The following is a 15646-nucleotide window of genomic DNA, read 5'->3' on the forward strand; positions in this document are numbered from 1 at the left end:
TCACATGAAACCCGCCCGGCGCAGGCAGCTGCCGGCGCCTGCCGACGGCGGGCGTCCATAATGACGGCGATGCCAGATCGCCAGACTCCCGCCCAGGTCGGCCTGTTCGACCCGCCGACCGCAGATGCCGCTGCCGCCATGCGCGCCGCCGGCACGAACACCCGATCCGACGCCGAGCCCGGCGGCGAACCGCTGCCGCTGCCCGGCTTCCTGCCGCCATCCGCTGCTTCCGCCGCGCCGGCGCCGCGCCCCGCCAAGGTCAAGCTGCCGCTGTGGGCGCGCCTGCTCGGGCGGCCGCTGCATCCGTGGCTGAAGCTGGACATCGAGACCGACCCGCAGGTGGGCGCCGATGGGCGGCCGATCTGCTACGTGCTGGAAGACTACGGCCTGTCCAACGCGCTGATCCTGGCGCGGGCCTGCCGCGAGGCCGGGCTGCCGCCGCCGCTGCAGCCCATCGCCGGCGACCCGCTGGGGCGCAAGCGCGCCTACGTGGCGCTGTCGCGCCGCCACGCCAACGCGCTGGGGCTGCTGCCGGGCGCCGAGCACAAGACCCATTCCGGTTCGCTGGCACGGCTGCTGGCCGCGCATGGCAATAACCCGGCGCTGGACGTGCAGCTGGTGCCGGTGTCGATCTTCGTCGGCCAGGCGCCCAAGCGCAGCAGCGGCTGGTTCTCGGTGCTGTTCTCGGAGAACTGGACCCTGGTCGGCCGCTTCCGCCGGCTGCTGGCGATCCTGCTGAACGGCCGCGACACCCTGGTGCAGTTCGCCGCGCCGATTCCGCTGCGCGACATCGTCGCCGAGCAGCTGCCGCCGGAACGCACCGTGCGCAAGCTCTCGCGCGTGCTGCGCACCCACTTCCGCCGCGTGCGCGAGGTGGTGATCGGCCCCGACCTGTCGACCCGGCGCATGCTGGCCGACCAGGTGCTGTCGGCGCCGCTGGTCAAGGACGCCATCGCCGACCAGGCGCGGCGCGACAACAGCAAGCCCGAGGAAGCGTGGAAGAAGGCCAACGCCTACTTCTGGGAAATCGCCGCCGACTACTCCAATACGGTGGTGCGCTCGCTCAGCTTCCTGCTGACGTCGGTGTGGAACCGCATCTACCGCGGCGTGCTGGTCCACCACCTCGACCAGTTCAAGCAGAAAGCGCCGGGCCATGAAGTGGTCTACGTGCCCAGCCACCGCAGCCACATGGACTACCTGCTGCTGAGCTACCTGCTCTACAGCCACGGCATCGTCGCCCCGCACATCTTCGCCGGCATCAACCTCAACCTGCCGGTGGTGGGCACCGTGCTGCGCAAGGGCGGCGCGTTCTTCGCCCGCCGCAGCTTCAAGGGCAACGCGCTGTATTCGGCGGTGTTCCGCGAATACATGGCGCAGCTGGTGGCCGGGGGCTACTCCATCGAATACTTCATCGAAGGCGGGCGCTCGCGCACCGGCCGGCTGCTGCAGCCGAAGGGCGGCTCGCTGGCGATGACCGTGCGCGCCTACCTGCGCCAGCCGACCCGGCCGCTGCTGTTCCAGCCGGTCTACATCGGCTACGAGAAGCTGATGGAGGGCGGCAGCTACCTCGACGAGCTGTCCGGCAAGCCGAAGGAAAAGGAGTCGATCTGGCAGCTGCTGACCGGCATCCCCAAGGTGCTGCGGAGCAACTACGGCCAAGTAGTGGTGAACTTCGGCGAACGCATCCGGCTCGACCAGATCCTGGCCGAGCACGCGCCGGAATGGGACGGCAAGCCGGTGGGCGACGACGAAAAGCCGGCCTGGTTCGCGCGCACCGTCGATGCGCTGGCGCAAAAGATCCAGGTCCACGTCAACCGCGCCGCCGACGTCAACCCGATCAACCTGCTGGCACTGGCGCTGCTGTCCACGCCCAAGCACGCGATGGGCGAAGCCGACCTGCGCGCGCAGATCGCGCTGTCCAAGACGCTGCTGGTGGAGGTGCCGTATTCCGACTGGGTGACGGTGACCCCGCATTCGCCGGAGCAGATCATCGCCCACGGCGAGGAGATCGGCCTGATCACCCGCACCAGCCATCCGCTGGGCGACGTGCTGGGCGTGGAAGGCGACAACGCGGTGTTGCTGAGCTATTTCCGCAACAACGTGCTGCACCTGTTCACCGCCTCCTCGTGGATCGCGGTGTGCTTCCAGAACAACCGCCGCATGGGCCGCCGCCAGCTGCAGCAGATCGGCCGCACCCTGTATCCATTCCTGCAGGCCGAACTGTTCCTGCCTTGGGACGAGGACACCTTCGCCAGCCGCATCGACAGCACCATCGAGGTGTTCATCCGCGAGGGCCTGCTGGAGCAGGCCAGCGACGAGGACGGCGGCATCCTGCAGCGCAACGCCGGCCAGAGCGACGAGGTGTTCCGCCTGCGCGCGCTGGGCCACACCCTGCAGCAGGCGTTCGAGCGCTATTACATCGCCATCTCGGTGCTGGTGAAGAACGGCCCCGGCATCCTCGGCGCCGGCGAGCTGGAGAGCCTGTGCCAGCTCACCGCGCAGCGGCTGTCGCTGCTGTACGCGCCGGCCGCGCCGGAGTTCTTCGACAAGTCGCTGTTCCGCGGCTTCATCCAGCAGCTGCGCGAACTCAAGCTGGTCTGGCCCAATCCGGAGACCAGCAAGCTGATGTTCGACGAGCGCCTCAACGCCTGGGCCAAGGACGCGCGGGTGGTGCTGGGGCGCGAGCTGCGCGCGACCATCGAGAAGATCAGCCCGGCCAGCGCGCGCACCACCGGCGAGATCCCGGCGCTGCCGGCGGAGGACGCTGACACCTCGTCGTCGTGAGGATGCGTCCTGGCCGGCGGCTTACGCCGGCTCGTCCGGGATCAGCGCGTTCTCCAGCCAGGCGATCTGGTCCTTCAGCAGCAGCTTGCGTTTCTTCAACCGCTTCAGCATCAGCTCGTCGGCCTGGATGTCGGCCTGCAGGCGCGCGATGGCTTCGTCCATGTCGCGGTGCTGCTGGCGCAGGTCCACCACGCGCCGCGCCATGCGCGACAGTTCGGCCGGATCGGTGGGCTGGTTCATGTGCCGAGCATAGCGCGCCCGGATGCCGCCGGCGGGCGGGTAAAATGGCGGTCCGATGAATATTTCCGCGCCCCCGCTTAGCGACCTTCCGGCCCCCAGGCGCAAGCACGAGGCCGACAAGCTGGCCAAGCGCCTGCGCCACCAGGTGGGCAAGGCGATCGCCGACTTCGGCATGATCGAGGACGGCGACAAGGTCATGGTCTGCCTGTCCGGCGGCAAGGACAGCTACACGATGCTGGACGTGCTGCTGCAGCTGCGCAAAAAAGCGCCGGTCGATTTCAGCATCACCGCGGTCAACCTGGACCAGAAGCAGCCGGGCTTCCCGGAGCACGTGCTGCCGGAATACCTGCGCTCGATCGGGGTGGACTTCCACATCCTCGAGCAGGACACCTACTCGGTGGTCAGCCGGGTGATCCCGGAAGGCAAGACGATGTGCTCGCTGTGTTCGCGGCTGCGCCGCGGCGCGCTGTACACCTACGCCGAGCAGCACGGCTTCACCAAGATCGCGCTGGGCCACCACCGCGACGACCTGGTCAACACCTTCTTCCTCAACCTGTTCTTCCACGCGAAGTTGAGCGGCATGCCGCCGAAGCTGCTCAGCGACGACGGCAAGCACGTGGTGATCCGCCCGCTGGCCTACGTGCGCGAGGACGATATCGAAGCCTACGCCGAGGCGAAGGGCTTCCCGATCATCCCCTGCAACCTGTGCGGCTCGCAGGAAAACCTGCAGCGCAAGCAGGTCAAGAAGATGCTGGCGCAGTGGGAGAAGGAGACGCCCGGCCGCATCGAGACCATGGCGCGTGCGCTGGGCGACATCCGTCCGTCGCAGCTCAGCGACCCGAAGCTGTTCGACTTCCTCGCCCTCGGCAAGCGCGGCGACGCGGCGCTGCCCGATGCGCATGCCTGGCTGGCTGGCGCCCCCGCCGAGCCGGAGCCGGTGGCGATGGCGCTGCATGCCGTGCGCAACCACGACGGCCTGGACATCCTCAAGTCCTGATCCCGCGCCACGCTTCCCGCACTTCCACCCGGCCGCCGCCCATCCGCTGGCGATGGCCTTTCCACAGGATTCCCGATGTTCTTCCGCAACCTGACCCTGTTCCGCTTCCCCGCTTCACTGGAGCTGTCCGACCTCGAACCGCAGCTGGCCGAATGCGCGCTCAAGCCGGTCGGCCCGCTGGAGCTGTCCTCGCGCGGCTTCGTCGCGCCGATGGGCCAGCACCACGACGGCTTTCAGCACCTGTGCGACGGCGCGCGCTGGCTCACCGTGGGCGGCGAGGACAAGCTGCTGCCCGGCGCGGTGGTCAACGACCTGCTGCAGAAGAAGCTGGCCGCGATCGAGGAGAAGGAAGGCCGCAAGCCCGGCGGCCGCACCCGCAAGCGACTGAAGGACGAGCTCATCACCGAGCTGCTGCCGCGCGCGTTCGTACGTCCGGTCCGCAGCGACGCGCTACTGGACAGCCAGCTTGGCGTGATCGCGGTGGACACCTCCTCGCGCAAGTCGGCCGAATCGGTGGTGTCGGAAGTGCGCCGCGCGCTGGGCAGCTTCCCGGCGCTGCCGCTGAACGCCGAAGTGGCGCCGCGCGCCATCCTCACCGGCTGGCTGGCCGGCGACGCGCTGCCCGACGGGCTGGCGCTGGGCGACGAGTGCGAGCTGCGCGACCCCACCGACACCGGCGCGGTGGTGAAGATCCAGCGCATGGAGCTGTCGGGCGAGGAAATCAGCAAGCACCTCGAGGCCGGCAAGCAGTGCACGCGGCTGGCGCTGGTGCTGGACGACCACGTCAGCTTCGTGATCGGCGAAGACCTGATCGTGCGCAAGTTCAAGCTGCTGGACGGCGCGGTGGACCAGATGGAAGCCACCGAGCACGACGACATCGTGGCCGAACTGCAGGCCCGCTTCGCGCTGATGACCGGCGAGTTCAAGCGCCTGTTCGCCGTGCTGGAGAAGGCGTTCAAGCTCAGCAAGGCGGAGTGAGATTTTCTCCTCCCCTTGCGAAGCAAGGGGAGGCAGGGAGGGGGTTGCTCCGACGGCAAGCACACCTCTCCACCCCTCCCCTTCGCCTTTGGCGAAAGGAAGGGGGCTTAGAATCTCCCAATGCGTTCCCTGTTCCGCCTGCTGCCCGCCCTGCGCACCGCGCCGACGCCCCGTGCACCGCGGCGCGAGCAGGTCAGTTTCCAGCTCGACGCGCAGCGCAGCATCGACCTGCTGCGCGTGCGCGACCCGCGCGCGAAGCGGATCAAGCTGAGCGTCGACGAGCGCGGCGCACGGCTCACATTGCCGCAGCGCGCCAGCCGCGCCGAGGGCGAGCGCTTCCTGCACGAACATCGCGGCTGGCTGGCCGCGCAGCTCGACCGGCAGGCCGATGCCGCCGGCAATGGTCTGGTGCGCGACGGCACCGCCACGCTGCCGCTGCGCGGCATCGAGCTGCCGCTGCGCTGGCAGGGCGGGCGCGCCACCCGGCTGGAGGCCGACGACGACAGCGGCCTTCGCTTCATCGCCCCGGCCAATGCCGGCGACGCCGCGCTGCGGCGCGCGCTGAAGGATTTCTACGAAGCGCAGGGCCGTGCCGACACCGGGCGCTGGCTGCCGAAGTACCTGCCCGACATGCCGCGCACGCCGCGCCGCATCGTGTTCAAGCGCACCTCGTCGCTGTGGGGCTCGCTGGCCCCCGACGGCACCCTGGCGCTGGATCTGGCCCTGCTGCTGGCGCCGCCGCCGGCCTTCGAATACGTGCTGGTGCACGAGCTCTGCCACCTTTTGCATGCCGACCATTCGCCGCGCTTCTGGGGCGAAGTGGAAGCACGGTTCCCGGCGTGGCGCGACGAGCGCGATTTCCTGCGCGCCGAAGGGCGTGCGCTGAAGGCCAGGCTGCGCCAGCTGCTGGCCGGCTGAGGTGGCGATTCACGTATCCTCCGGTGACGACAACGCCGGGGAACCCATGTCCATGATCCATACCCATCGCCGCCTGCTGGCCCTCGCCCTGATCGCCGCGATCGTGGCCCTGCCCGCCTGCAAGAAAGCCCAGGACGCCGCGGTCGAAGCGGCGATGGAAAAAGCCACCGGCATGAAGGTGGACAAGGACGGCAACGCGGTCACCATCAAGACGGAGAAGGGCGACCTCAAGGTGGCCACCGCCGAGGATGGCGGCAGCGTGCCGCTGCCGGCGGGTTTCCCCTCCGACATCTACCTGCCGGACGGGCACAAGGTGGCCAGCGCGATGGAGCTGGGCGGCGCGCAGATGGTCAACCTGACCACCGCGGCCGACATGGCCGCCGTGCATGCCGCCGCCGACAAGGCAATGCAGGACGGCGGCTGGAAGCGCGAGATGGCCATGCAGACCGGCGACAGCAGCAGCCTTGCCTACAGCAAGGACAAGCGGCAGGTGTTCTACCAGCTGATGAAGGGCGAGGAAGGCGGCACTCAGCTCGCGATCCGCGCCGGTACCGACGAGTAACCGCTGCCGGCGGTGACGCACCGCGCGCCGCGACCGCCGCTTCGGGACAGCACGGCGCATCGCAACGCAGCAGGGCGCACCTGCGACGGTGCCGCCGCAGCGCCCGTCGGGCTGCTAGCGCGCCATCAGGAAATCGTGGATCGCGCCGGCCACCGCGTCCGGCTGCTGCATGTGCAGGTGGTGGCCGCCGGCCATCGCCAGCAGGCGCCCATGCGGCAGCAGCCCGACCCGCCGGCGGCGCTGCGCATCGGGAAAATAGGGCTGGGCGGGGTCGGCAAACACGGCCAGGGTCGGACAGGTGATGGCGGCCAGCATGTCGTCGATCTGCGCCTCGGTCAGGCGGCTGAGGCTGGGCAGGGTCAGGCGCTGGTCGCTGCTCCAGGTATAGCCACCGGCCACCGGACGCACCCCGCGCTCCACCAGCAGGCGCAGCAGCGCTTCGTCCAGCCCGCTGCCGGGCACCCGGCCGGCGTGCAGGCGCGCGCGCGTGGCGGTGTCGATGTCGGGGAACACGCGCAGCCGCTTGTCCGCCACCAGCCGCTGCGCGGCCACCGCTTCGCGCATCCGTGACGCGGTGTGCTCCGGCGCCTCCGCCAGCGCGCCCAGCATCTCGATCACCGCCAGCCGTTCGATCCGCTCCGGGCAGGCGGCGGCGATCATGCTGGCGATGCCGGCGCCCATCGAATGCCCGAGCAGGTGGAAGCGGTCCCAGCCCAGCGCGTCGGCGGCATCCAGCACCGCGGCGATGGCGACGCTGAAGGAATACTCCGCGCCCGGCGCCAGATGCGCGCTGCGACCATGGCCGGGCAGGTCCAGCGCGACCAGATCGAAGCCGCGCAGGTACGGTGCCATCGGCAGGAAGCTCGCGGCGTTGTCCAGCCAGCCGTGCAGGGCCAGCACGCGCGGGCCGCGGCCATCGTTGCGCAACGCGGCCAGGCGGCCCAGCGCGACGTCGAAACCGGTCTCTTGCATCAGGCCCAGCCCACGTCGCCGCGCGCCAATGCGGCCAGCGCATCGGCATGCGCGCCGCCCGCGTTCAGGCAGGGGATGTAGCGCAGGGCCTCGCCCCCGGCGGTGCGGAAGGCGGCGTCGTTCTCCACCGCGATTTCTTCCAGTGTCTCCAGGCAATCCACGGCGAACCCGGGGCAGACCACGTCGACGCGACGTACGCCGTCGCGCGCCAGCGCTTCCAGGGTTGGCTGGGTATACGGCTCCAGCCAGCGTTCGCGGCCAAAACGCGACTGGAAGGTCAGCAGCAATTCGTCGCGCCGAACGTCCAACGCCGCAGCGATCGCGCACGCGCTGGCCTCGCACTGGTCGGCGTAGGGATCGCCACCGTCCACCAGCCGCCGCGGGATGCCGTGGAAGGACAGCAGCAGGCGCTCGCCGCGGCCGTGCGCGGCCCAGTGCGCGCGGATCGACTCGGCGATCGACGCGGCCCAGCCGGCGTCCAGGTGGTAGTCGTGCAGCACCTCGACCTGCAGGTCGGCCGCGGCCACGGCCACCGCGTCGGCCACGCTGGCGGTGGTGGTGGTGGAGTACTGCGGGTACAGCGGCAGCACCCTCACCTGGCGCACGCCCTCGGCGCGCAGGCGGTCCAGCACCGTGCGTACCGACGGCTCGCCATAGCGCATCGCATGCACCACCCGACGGTCCGGCAGGCGCGCGGCCACCGCCTTGGCCAGCGCGGCGGTATGCACGGCCAGCGGCGACCCGCCCTCCATCCAGATCTGCGCGTACTTGTGCGCCACCTTCGGGCTGCGCAGCGGCAGGATGATGAAGTGCAGCAGCGGGCACCACAGCCAGCGGGTCAGCTGGACCACGCGGTGGTCGTGCAGGAACTGCGCAAGGTAGCGGCGTACCGCCGGCGCGGTGGGCGCGGCGGGGGTGCCGAGATTGACCAGCACCAGCGCGGGGGCGGAATCGGGGGACGTCGACATGCGCATAGGATCGCATGGCCGCCCGCGTACCATGCGCTGACTTAATGTCGATTCATGGCCGCCGCGCCACGATGCGGTTTCGCCCCCGCTTTTCCACAAGACCATACAGTCCACGCAGACCACGGAGACCACGATGACTGCGACCCCGCGACGCCTGACCCTTGCCCTTGCCGTGCTGCTGGCTGCCGGTGCCGTCGTCGCCGGTTCACGCGAGGACGTACGCGCCGACGACGCGGTGCGGGTGGTGCGGCAGATCCAGTCCATCCCCGAAGCGTCGATCCCGGACCGTCTGCTGGACGATGCCAAGGCGATCGTGGTCGTGCCCGACACCATCAAGGCCGGCTTCATGCTGGGCGGCCGCCGTGGCCTCGGCCTGATGGCAACCAAGGCCGCCGATGGCAGCTGGACCAACCCGGTATTCGTCAAGCTGGCCGGCGCCAGCTTCGGGTTGCAGGCCGGCGTGCAGTCGGCCGACGTGATCCTGGTGTTCCGCAGCGAGCGCGGGCTGGACAACCTGGTCAACGGCAAGATCACCCTCGGCGCCGATGCCGGGGTGGCCGCAGGCCCGGTTGGCCGCAACGCCGCCGCCGCCACCGACGGCGCGCTGAAGGCAGAGATCTGGTCGTGGTCGCGCGCGCGCGGGCTGTTTGCCGGCGTGGCCCTGGACGGCGCAGTGTTGTCGATCGACAACGGCGCCAACCGCACCGCCTACGGCAGCGGCGTGACCCCGCGGATGATCTTCGAGGGCCGCGCGCCGCAGGCGCCCTCGGCCGCCATCGTCGCCTTCCGCGATGCGCTGGAGGAAGCCACCGCCGCCGCCCGCTACGCGCGCCGGGGTGCCGCAGCGCCTGCCGCGCCTGCAGCCCCCACGCCGGCCGCCGCTTCGGTGCAGCTGCTGGACGCCGGCAACCCGGCCACCACCACCCCGCTGCCGCCGGCCACCAAGCCGTAAGCTAGAATCCGAGGTCTTCCCCTACAACCACGGTGCATCCATGGGCGGCTTCAGCATCTGGCATTGGCTGATCGTGTTGGTCGTCGTGCTGCTGGTGTTCGGCACCAAGCGGCTGACCTCCGGTGCGCGCGACCTCGGCAAGGCGGTCAACGAGTTCAAGAAGGGCATGCACGGCGACGAGGACGACAAGCCGGCCGCGCGGATCGGCGAGGACAAGGCGCCGTCTTCGGCCGAGCAGCGCGAACGCGACGACACGGCACGCTGACGCCGCCAGGCGGCTTCGATGTTCGATTTCTCCCTCGGCGAGATGCTGGTCGTCGCCCTGGTGGCGCTGGTCGTACTGGGCCCGGAGCGGCTGCCGAAGGCGGCGCGCTTCGCCGGCCTGTGGGTACGCAAGGCGCGCGCGCAGTGGCACGCGGTGCGCAGCGAGCTGGAGCAGGAGCTGGCCAGCGAGGAACTGCAGCGCAGTCTGCGCGAAAGCCAGCAGGCACTGCGCGACGCCGAGGCGCGTCTGCGCGAGGCCACCGCGCAGGTGCAGGCGGACGCGCCGCGCGCACTGGACCCGCCGGCCACCAGCGACGGGGAACGCCGTGACGGCTGAGCACCACGACAGCGAACGCCCGCTGATCGCCCACCTGCTGGAACTGCGCACGCGCCTGCTGCGTGGCGTGGCCGGCCTGGGCGTCGCGCTGGCCTGCCTGCTGCCATTCGCCAACACCCTGTACGGCTACCTGGCCCAGCCGCTGCTGGCCAAGCTGCCCAAGGGCGGCCAGCTGATCGCCACCCAGGTCGCTTCGCCGTTCTTCGCGCCGATGAAGCTGGCCTTCTTCGCCGCACTGGTGGTGGCGATGCCTTGGCTGCTCTACCAGGCTTGGGCCTTCGTGGCGCCGGGGCTGTACCGGCGCGAGAAGCGGCTGGCGCTGCCACTGCTGAGCTCGGCGCTGCTGCTGTTCTACGCCGGCTGCGCGTTCGCCTATTTCCTGGTGCTGCCGATGGTGTTCGGATTCATGGCGCGGGTGACGCCGGACGGCGTGGCGATGATGACCGACATCAGCGCCTACCTCGATTTCGTGCTGGTGATGTTCCTCGCCTTCGGCCTGTCGTTCGAACTGCCGGTGGCGCTGGTGATCCTGTCCCTGCTGGGCTGGGTGACCCCGGCGCAGCTGCGCGAAGGCCGCGGCTACGCGGTGGTGGGCATCTTCATCGTTGCCGCGGTGCTGACCCCGCCCGACGTGGTCAGCCAGCTGATGCTGGCGATCCCGATGTGCCTGCTGTACGAGGCCGGCATCCTCGCCGCGCGCCTGGTCGCGCCACGCGAGTCCCAGCCGGCGTAGGCGCCAGGCCCGCGCGGACGCGGGCTCAGGCTTCGAAGCCGTGCACCTGCACCACAGGCGGCGGCATGCCCGCATCGCCGAAGGTGTCGCGCCAGGCGAGGTAGGCCGCGCCCACCACCAGCACCAGCACCACCCCGGCAAAACCGAGCATGGTCAGCATCGTCAGCAGCGCGCCCAGCGCCGGATGGATGGCGCCGCCCAGCACCGCCAGCAGGCTGGCCAGCAGCGCCACCACCACCGCCGCCAGCAGCAGCGCGCCGACGAACAGCACGCCGGCCACTAGATTGGCACCGATGTTGCTGACCGAGGCGCGCAAGGCATTGCGCAACGCATCGATCAGGCCATTGCCGGAGAACAGCATCAGCGGGATCGCGAACAGCATCAGCGCGTAGCTGAAATAGTTGAAGACCAGTTGCACCAGGAACAGCAGGCCGCCGTTCTGCGGCTGCGGCACCGCGGGCGTGGCGCCCTGCATCGCCGCCTGCATCGCCTCAAGATAGTCGCGCCAGTAGTCGCTGCCGGCCACGGCCACCATCAGCACGCCGCCGACCACCGCCAGCGCCACCTGCACCAGCCCCAGCCACGCCAGCTGGCGGCCTTTGCCGCTGCGCAACGGCACGAACACGTCGCGCGCATGCGCCGGGCGCCCGGCCTCGGTCTCTCGGATCACGTGCATCAGCCCGCCCAGCAGCACCGGCACCAGCAGCATGACTGCCAAGGTCAGCGGCACCGCCACCGCCATCACCAGGCCGAGACCCGGCGGCTGACCGCTGGCCTTGCTGCCGGCCAGCAGCAAGCCCATCAACAGGGCCAGCGCCAGCACCGCCGCGTACAGCGCGATGATCGCCAGCGCCGCCGCCCCGAACACCGCGCGCGGATTCCTCGCGCCCAGGTCGATGGCCTGACGGAACCACACCAGCCCCTGGCTGGCCGGCAATCTGCGAATGTCCATGTTGCGCCCCGGAAAGAGGCACACAGGATACCGGAGCGCGCGTCAGCGCCGGGCGCGGCGGACGAACCGGCGCAGGATTTCGCGCGCGTGCGGCGCCGCGCCGACCTCGCGCGCCAGCCGCTTGCCGCAACGTCCCTCGCGGGCCAGCGCATCGGCACGGGCATGGATATAGCCGCGCATGTGGCCGGCGCTGAACTCGGGATGGAACTGCAGGCCCCAGGCCGCGTCGCCCCAGCGGAAGGCGTGGCAGGCGTCGTGGTCGTTGCGGGCCAGCACGGTGGCGCCCGGCGGCGGCTGCAGCACGCTCTGCAGGTGGGTGGCCTGGGCGGCAAAGCGCACCGGCAGGCCGGCGAACAGCGGGTCGTCCTGCGCCTGCGGGTGCAGGTCGATGTGCACGGTGCCCATCTCGCGGCCGTTGGGATTGTCGTCGACGGTGCCACCCAGCGCGTGCGCGATCAGCTGGTGGCCGTAGCAGATGCCCAGCAGCGGCAGCCCGGCGTGCGCGGCCTCGCGCAGCCAGCCGGCGCTGCGTTCGCTCCAGTCGTGGCGCTCGGTGACCATTGCCGCCGAGCCAGTGACGATCGCGCCGGCGAAGCCATCGCGGCGCGGCAGTGCGTCGCCGCGCTGGACATCCACCACCACCGCGTCGTCCCGTCCCAGTCCGGCGGCCACCCGGATCCAGTGGGCGAAGCTGCCGTGGCGGCGCATCGACGGGGTGGGCTGGCCGGTTTCGAGGATCAGGAAGGGCGTGGTCATCGGCGTTGGCGGGCGGCGTGGCGGCGGGCGGCAAAACAGGCGCCCTTATACTAATCCGCTACCTCGCACTTCCCAGCCCGACATGGCCGTTCCGATCACCTTCCAGCAACTCGTCTCGCGCCTCAACGCCTACTGGGCGGAACAGGGCTGCGTCCTGATCCAGCCGCTGGACCTCGAGGTCGGTGCCGGCACCTTCCACCCGGCCACCTTCCTGCGCGCGCTCGGCCCGGAGCCGTGGAACGCCGCCTACGTGCAGCCCAGCCGCCGCCCCACCGACGGCCGCTACGGCGACAACCCCAACCGCCTGCAGCGCTACTACCAGTTCCAGGTGGTGATGAAGCCCAGCCCCGACAACATCGTCGAGCTGTACTTCGACTCGCTGAAGGCGCTCGGCATCGACCCGCTGGTACACGACCTGCGCCTGGTCGAGGACAACTGGGAATCGCCCACGCTCGGCGCCTGGGGCCTGGGCTGGGAAGTCTGGCTCAACGGCATGGAGGTGACCCAGTTCACCTACTTCCAGCAGGCCGGCGGGCTGGAGTGCCGGCCGGTGCTGGGCGAGATCACCTACGGGCTGGAACGCCTGTGCATGTACCTGCAGAACTGCGACAACGTCTATGACCTGGTGTGGACCTACGGCCCCGACGGGCTGCCGGTCACCTACGGCGACGTCTACCACCAGAACGAGGTGGAGCAGAGCACCTACAACTTCGAATACGCAAACGTGGCCGAGATGTTCCACCGCTTCGATGCCTGCGAGAAAGAGGCGATGAAGCTGGTCGAAGCCGGCCTGCCGCTGCCGGCCTACGAGCAGGTGACCAAGGCCAGCCACAGCTTCAACCTGCTGGACGCGCGCCGCGCGATTTCGGTGACCGAACGCCAGCGCTACATCCTGCGCGTGCGCAAGCTGGCGCAGGCGGTGGCGGAAAGCTATTACGCGCAGCGCGAGAAGCTGGGCTTCCCGGGATTGAAGAACAACGCCGCCAACACGGAGGTCGCGGCATGAACATGCAACCGTTGCTGATCGAACTCGGCACCGAGGAACTCCCGGTCAAGGCCCTGCCCGGGCTGGCGCAGGCGTTCTTCGACGGCGTGCTGGCGGCGCTGGACAAGCGCGGCGTGGCGGTGGAGCGCGGCGACGCCAAGCCGCTGTATTCGCCGCGCCGGCTGGCGGTGCTGCTGCCCGGCGTGGCGGTGGAGCAGCCGGAACAGACCTCCGAGGTACTGGGCCCGTACCTCAATATTGCGCTGGACGCGAACGGCGCGCCCACCAAGGCGCTTGAAGGCTTCGCCGCCAAGGCCGGGGTTGAATGGACGGCGCTGGAAAAAACCAGCGATGCCAAGGGCGAGCGCTTCGTGCACCGCGCCACCAAGCCCGGTGCGCGCACGCTGGACCTGCTGCAGGGCGTGCTGGACGAGGCGCTGGCCGGGATGCCCATTCCCAAGCCGATGCGCTGGGGCGCCCACACCTACGGTTTCGCCCGCCCGCTGCACTGGCTGGTGGCGCTGCTTGGCAACGAAGTTGCCGATCTCGAAGCGCTCGGCATCCGCGCCGGCCGCCAGACCCGCGGCCACCGCTTCCACGCGCCGCAGGCCATCGCCATCGCCCAGCCGCAGGACTACGTGGCCGCGCTGCTGGATGCCAAGGTGCTGGTCGATGCCGACGCGCGCCGCGCGCGCATCATCGATGACGTCGAACGCGCGGCGCAGGCCGCCGGCGGCAACGCGCGCATCGACGCGGGCAACCTGGAACAGGTGAACTGCCTCAACGAATGGCCGGTGGCGGTGGCCTGCGCGTTCGACCGCGAGTTCCTGGCGGTGCCGCAGGAAGCGCTGGTCGAGACCATGGAGGCCAACCAGAAGTTCTTCCCGGTGCTGGATGCCAACGGCAAGCTCACCGAGAAGTTCATCGGCATCGCCAACATCGAGTCGAAGGACGCTTCCGAAATCCGCAAGGGCTACGAGCGGGTGATCCGCCCGCGCTTCAGCGACGCCAAGTTCTTCTTCGACGAGGACCTGAAGCAGGGGCTTGCGTCGATGGGCGAGGGCCTTGCGACCGTGACCTACCAAGCCAAGCTGGGCAGCGTGGCCGACAAGGTGGCGCGCGTGGCCGCGCTGGCCGAGGCCATCGCCGCGCAGGTCGGCGCCGACCCGGCGCAGGCACGGCGTGCGGCGGAGCTGGCGAAGAACGACCTGCAAAGCCGCATGGTCAACGAGTTCCCCGAATTGCAGGGCATCGCCGGCCGCTACTACGCGCAACGCGCGGGCGAGCCGGACGAGGTGGCGCTGGCCATCGACGAGGCCTACCGCCCGCGCTTCGCCGCCGACGACATCGCCGCCTCCACGCTGGGCAAGGTGCTGGCGATCTCCGAGCGGCTGGACACGCTGGCCGGCGGCTTCGCCGCGGGCCTGAAGCCGACCGGCAACAAGGACCCGTTCGCGCTGCGGCGCAATGCGCTGGGACTGGCACGGACGATTATCGAGAGCGGGTTCGATCTCAATCTCCCCAAGCTGCTTGAGCAGAGCATCAGTTTGTTGCCAACCAGCCTATTCCAGACATCTGGGAATGAAGATCTTGCGGTAGCACTCCAGAAGCGACTGACGCGAAATGACGTGTTCGAGTTCATTCTTGATCGCCTACGCGGCTACTACGCTGATCGTGGCGTTGGAGTCCGCGAATTCAACGCGGTGCTCGAGAAGGCGGTACCAACCCCGACAGGATCGGCGACAAACATCACCGTCATAGAGGCGGTATGCACCTCGCTGTACGACTTCGACCGCCGCCTCGGCGCCATCGGCACGTTCGCGCAGCTGCCGGAAGCCGCGGCGCTGGCCGCCGCCAACAAGCGCATCGGCAACATCCTGAAGAAGGCCGACATCGACATCCCGGCAATCGAGGACGCGGCGCTGCTGCGCGAACCGGCCGAGCTGGCGCTGGCCGAAGCGGTGGAAGCCGCCTACGCCGAAACCGGCCCCGCGCTGGCGCAGGGCGATTACGTCAGCGTGCTGACCCGGCTGGCGGCGCTGCGCGCGCCGGTGGACGCGTTCTTCGACGCGGTGATGGTCAACGCCGACGACCCGGCCGTGCGCGCCAACCGGTTGGCGCTGCTGCAGCGGCTGGCCAGCCGGCTGGGCAGCGTGGCGGCGATCGAGCATCTGTCGTCCTGAGGCCGACACGCGCACCCAATGCGCTGGGTGCGCGTGCGCGGCGGAGTTAATCGCGCGTTGACGCC

Annotated in this window: 15 protein-coding genes and 1 pseudogene; 11 read left to right on the forward strand and 5 right to left on the reverse strand. The window is 69.9% G+C overall.

Annotated elements, in window-relative coordinates:
* Window positions 1–60 precede the first annotated feature (60 nt).
* Window positions 61–2784, forward strand: a complete 2724-nt coding sequence (gene plsB / locus G582_RS16945; protein ID WP_083961239.1) for a glycerol-3-phosphate 1-O-acyltransferase PlsB — start codon at window positions 61–63, stop codon at window positions 2782–2784.
* Between the two features lie 21 nt (window positions 2785–2805).
* Here the strand turns inward: plsB and G582_RS0114410 are convergent, their stop codons facing one another.
* Window positions 2806–3024 (reverse strand): YdcH family protein, encoded by a 219-nt coding sequence (locus tag G582_RS0114410; protein ID WP_028840415.1) that lies wholly within the window; start codon window positions 3022–3024, stop codon window positions 2806–2808.
* A 55-nt stretch (window positions 3025–3079) separates the two neighbouring features.
* On the opposite strand from G582_RS0114410, the gene ttcA reads away from it, so the two are divergent.
* From ttcA to G582_RS0114430, 4 genes are all read left to right on the forward strand, one after another.
* On the forward strand, window positions 3080–4021 hold the full coding sequence (gene ttcA, locus G582_RS16950; RefSeq protein WP_051247347.1) for a tRNA 2-thiocytidine(32) synthetase TtcA: 942 nt from the start codon (window positions 3080–3082) through the stop codon (window positions 4019–4021).
* A 75-nt stretch (window positions 4022–4096) separates the two neighbouring features.
* Window positions 4097–4999: a recombination-associated protein RdgC gene (locus G582_RS0114420; RefSeq protein WP_028840416.1), complete on the forward strand. Its 903-nt coding sequence runs from the start codon at window positions 4097–4099 to the stop codon at window positions 4997–4999.
* Between the two features lie 120 nt (window positions 5000–5119).
* Window positions 5120–5917 (forward strand): M48 family metallopeptidase, encoded by a 798-nt coding sequence (locus G582_RS0114425; RefSeq protein WP_083961240.1) that lies wholly within the window; start codon window positions 5120–5122, stop codon window positions 5915–5917.
* A gap of 46 nt (window positions 5918–5963) precedes the next feature.
* Window positions 5964–6479, forward strand: a complete 516-nt coding sequence (locus G582_RS0114430; protein ID WP_028840418.1) for a hypothetical protein — start codon at window positions 5964–5966, stop codon at window positions 6477–6479.
* 114 nt (window positions 6480–6593) lie between these two features.
* On the opposite strand, the gene G582_RS0114435 is transcribed toward G582_RS0114430, so the two are convergent.
* Window positions 6594–7451: an alpha/beta fold hydrolase gene (locus tag G582_RS0114435; protein WP_028840419.1), complete on the reverse strand. Its 858-nt coding sequence runs from the start codon at window positions 7449–7451 to the stop codon at window positions 6594–6596.
* Window positions 7451–8419: a ferrochelatase gene (gene hemH / locus G582_RS0114440; RefSeq protein ID WP_028840420.1), complete on the reverse strand. Its 969-nt coding sequence runs from the start codon at window positions 8417–8419 to the stop codon at window positions 7451–7453. The genes G582_RS0114435 and hemH overlap by 1 nt, the downstream gene beginning before the upstream one ends.
* Before the next feature lie 133 nt (window positions 8420–8552).
* On the opposite strand from hemH, the pseudogene G582_RS16955 reads away from it, so the two are divergent.
* The 4 genes and pseudogenes from G582_RS16955 to tatC form a co-directional block, all read left to right on the forward strand.
* Window positions 8553–9368: pseudogene (locus G582_RS16955) on the forward strand (lipid-binding SYLF domain-containing protein); the annotation flags it as partial.
* A gap of 43 nt (window positions 9369–9411) precedes the next feature.
* Entirely contained in the window at window positions 9412–9636 is a 225-nt protein-coding gene (gene tatA / locus G582_RS0114450) for a Sec-independent protein translocase subunit TatA (RefSeq protein ID WP_028840421.1), read from the forward strand.
* An 18-nt stretch (window positions 9637–9654) separates the two neighbouring features.
* On the forward strand, window positions 9655–9972 hold the full coding sequence (gene tatB / locus G582_RS16960) for a Sec-independent protein translocase protein TatB (protein WP_051247351.1): 318 nt from the start codon (window positions 9655–9657) through the stop codon (window positions 9970–9972).
* Window positions 9962–10705 (forward strand): twin-arginine translocase subunit TatC, encoded by a 744-nt coding sequence (gene tatC, locus G582_RS0114460; protein WP_028840422.1) that lies wholly within the window; start codon window positions 9962–9964, stop codon window positions 10703–10705. The genes tatB and tatC overlap by 11 nt, the downstream gene beginning before the upstream one ends.
* A 25-nt stretch (window positions 10706–10730) precedes the next feature.
* On the opposite strand, the gene G582_RS0114465 is transcribed toward tatC, so the two are convergent.
* Window positions 10731–11657: a DUF2189 domain-containing protein gene (locus G582_RS0114465; RefSeq protein ID WP_038054479.1), complete on the reverse strand. Its 927-nt coding sequence runs from the start codon at window positions 11655–11657 to the stop codon at window positions 10731–10733.
* Between the two features lie 42 nt (window positions 11658–11699).
* Entirely contained in the window at window positions 11700–12413 is a 714-nt protein-coding gene (locus G582_RS0114470; protein ID WP_028840424.1) for a glutamine amidotransferase, read from the reverse strand.
* A gap of 82 nt (window positions 12414–12495) precedes the next feature.
* On the opposite strand from G582_RS0114470, the gene glyQ reads away from it, so the two are divergent.
* Window positions 12496–13419: a glycine--tRNA ligase subunit alpha gene (gene glyQ / locus G582_RS0114475; protein ID WP_028840425.1), complete on the forward strand. Its 924-nt coding sequence runs from the start codon at window positions 12496–12498 to the stop codon at window positions 13417–13419.
* A gap of 2 nt (window positions 13420–13421) precedes the next feature.
* Window positions 13422–15581, forward strand: coding sequence for a glycine--tRNA ligase subunit beta (glyS, locus tag G582_RS0114480; RefSeq protein WP_425476556.1), 2160 nt, complete (start codon window positions 13422–13424; stop codon window positions 15579–15581).
* Window positions 15582–15646: the final 65 nt, after the last annotated feature.

Source organism: Thermomonas fusca DSM 15424 (genome assembly GCF_000423885.1).
GTDB classification, from domain to species: domain Bacteria; phylum Pseudomonadota; class Gammaproteobacteria; order Xanthomonadales; family Xanthomonadaceae; genus Thermomonas; species Thermomonas fusca.